The organism is Longimicrobiaceae bacterium, assembly GCA_035936415.1.
In the GTDB taxonomy this organism is placed as follows: Bacteria; Gemmatimonadota; Gemmatimonadetes; order Longimicrobiales; family Longimicrobiaceae; genus JAFAYN01.
Genome location: DASYWD010000430.1, coordinates 1 through 1,682, shown reverse-complemented (window position 1 = coordinate 1,682; position 1,682 = coordinate 1). Strand labels below are relative to the sequence as shown.

Annotated in this window: 1 protein-coding gene; it reads left to right on the top strand. The window is 77.1% G+C overall.

The annotated features are described in order from the left end of the window. A partial coding sequence (locus VGR37_17575) for a transglutaminaseTgpA domain-containing protein (GenBank protein ID HEV2149216.1) occupies window positions 1–1,682 on the top strand: 1,682 nt, incomplete at both ends.

Sequence of the window (1,682 nt, the reverse complement as noted above, 5' to 3'; positions counted from 1 at the left end):
GCGCTGGCCGCGTTCACCGCGGGGGCCGGGGTGTCGCCGCTCACGGCGGCCGCGGGGGCGGGGCTCCTGGCGGCGCTCTGGCGCCTCCCGCCGCCGGAGTGGGGCCCGCACGTGGAGCGGGCGATCCGGGCCGGGGCCGTGCTCCTGTGCGTGCGCGTACTGTACGTGGCCTTCGTGGCGGCGGACGACTTCATGCCCGACGTGCTGGCGATGCTCCTCTTCCTCCTGGTGGGGGAGTCGCTCCGCCCGCTCGCCGCGCGCAACGACATGCGGCTCTACGCGCTGGCGCTGGCGCTGATGATCGCGGCCACGGCGTACTACCCGGGGCTCGCCTTCGCCGCGGCGTTCGTGGCGTTCGTCGCCCTGGCGACGCTGGCGCTGATGACCGGCCACCTGCGGCGCGAGGCGGAGCGCTTCCGCGTTCCCGGCGTCCCGGTGGGGCGCTCCTTCCTTTCCGCCACCGCCGCGCTCTCCGGCGTCACCGTGCTGGCGAGCGTCGCCGTGTTCCTGGTGTTCCCGCGGCTGCCGCGGGGGTGGAACGTGCAGGGACGGCCCGGCGCCGCGGACGTCATGGCGGGCTTCGGCGACGAGGTGTCGCTGGGGGAGCACGGGAGCCGCATCTCCCCCAACCCGCAGGTCGCCTTCCGGGTGGAGTTCCCGGAGGGCCAGCCCCCCGACCCGGCCGGGCTCCGGTGGCGGGGGCGCTCCTTCGACCACTTCGACGGGGTCCGCTGGTCGCGCAGCGGCGGCGGCCCCTGGGCCGCCACCCCGCCGGGAGTGTACCTGGACCGCTGGGGCGGCCCCCTCCGGAGCTACCGGGTCTACGGCGGCCCCCCGGGGGCGCGGGTCCTCTTCGGGCTGCACCCGCTGGTCCGGCTGGAGCCCCGCTCGGCCATCCGCGCGCTCCTGGACGCCAGCGGCGACGTGGGCTTCTCCGGCTCCGACGCACCCTCGTACGACGCCGTCTCCGCCGCGCCGCTCCCCCCGGAGGAGGCGCTGCGCGCGGCGCCGGACGCGCTGCCACCCTGGGCGGAGCGCTACCTGCAGCTCCCGCCGCTCTCCGCCCGCGTGCGGCGCCTGGCGGACTCGCTCGCCGCGGGGCACGACACGCGCTACGACCGGGCCCGCGCCGTGGAGCGGTGGCTGCGGACCGGGTTCCGCTACACGCTGGACCTCCCCCGCAGCGCCGACGAGGCGCGGCTGGAGCACTTCCTCTTCGCGCGGCGCGCGGGGCACTGCGAGTACTTCTCCACCGCCATGGCGATGCTCCTCCGCGCGGAGGGGATCCCCGCCCGCAACGTCACGGGCTTCCAGGGCGGCGAGTGGAACCAGTTCGGGGGGTACCTGGCCGTGACCGGGAACGACGCGCACTCCTGGGTGGAGGTGTGGTTCCCCGAGCTGGGGTGGGTCCCCTTCGATCCCACCCCGCCCGGGAGCCGCGCGCTCGCCGCGGGGGCGGCGGCCAGCTGGAGCTGGCCGGCCTTCCTCTGGCTGGACGGCCTGCAGCACCGCTGGTACAAGTGGGTGATCGGCTACGACCTGCAGAAGCAGGTCGGGATCTTCCGGCGGGTGGGTGGCGCCTTCGGGCAGGGGGGCGGGGACCGCGGCCGGTGGAGCGGCGGCGGGCGGGTCCCCCTCCGCGACCTCGCGCCCTGGCTGGCGGGGGCGGCGCTCGCCTGGCT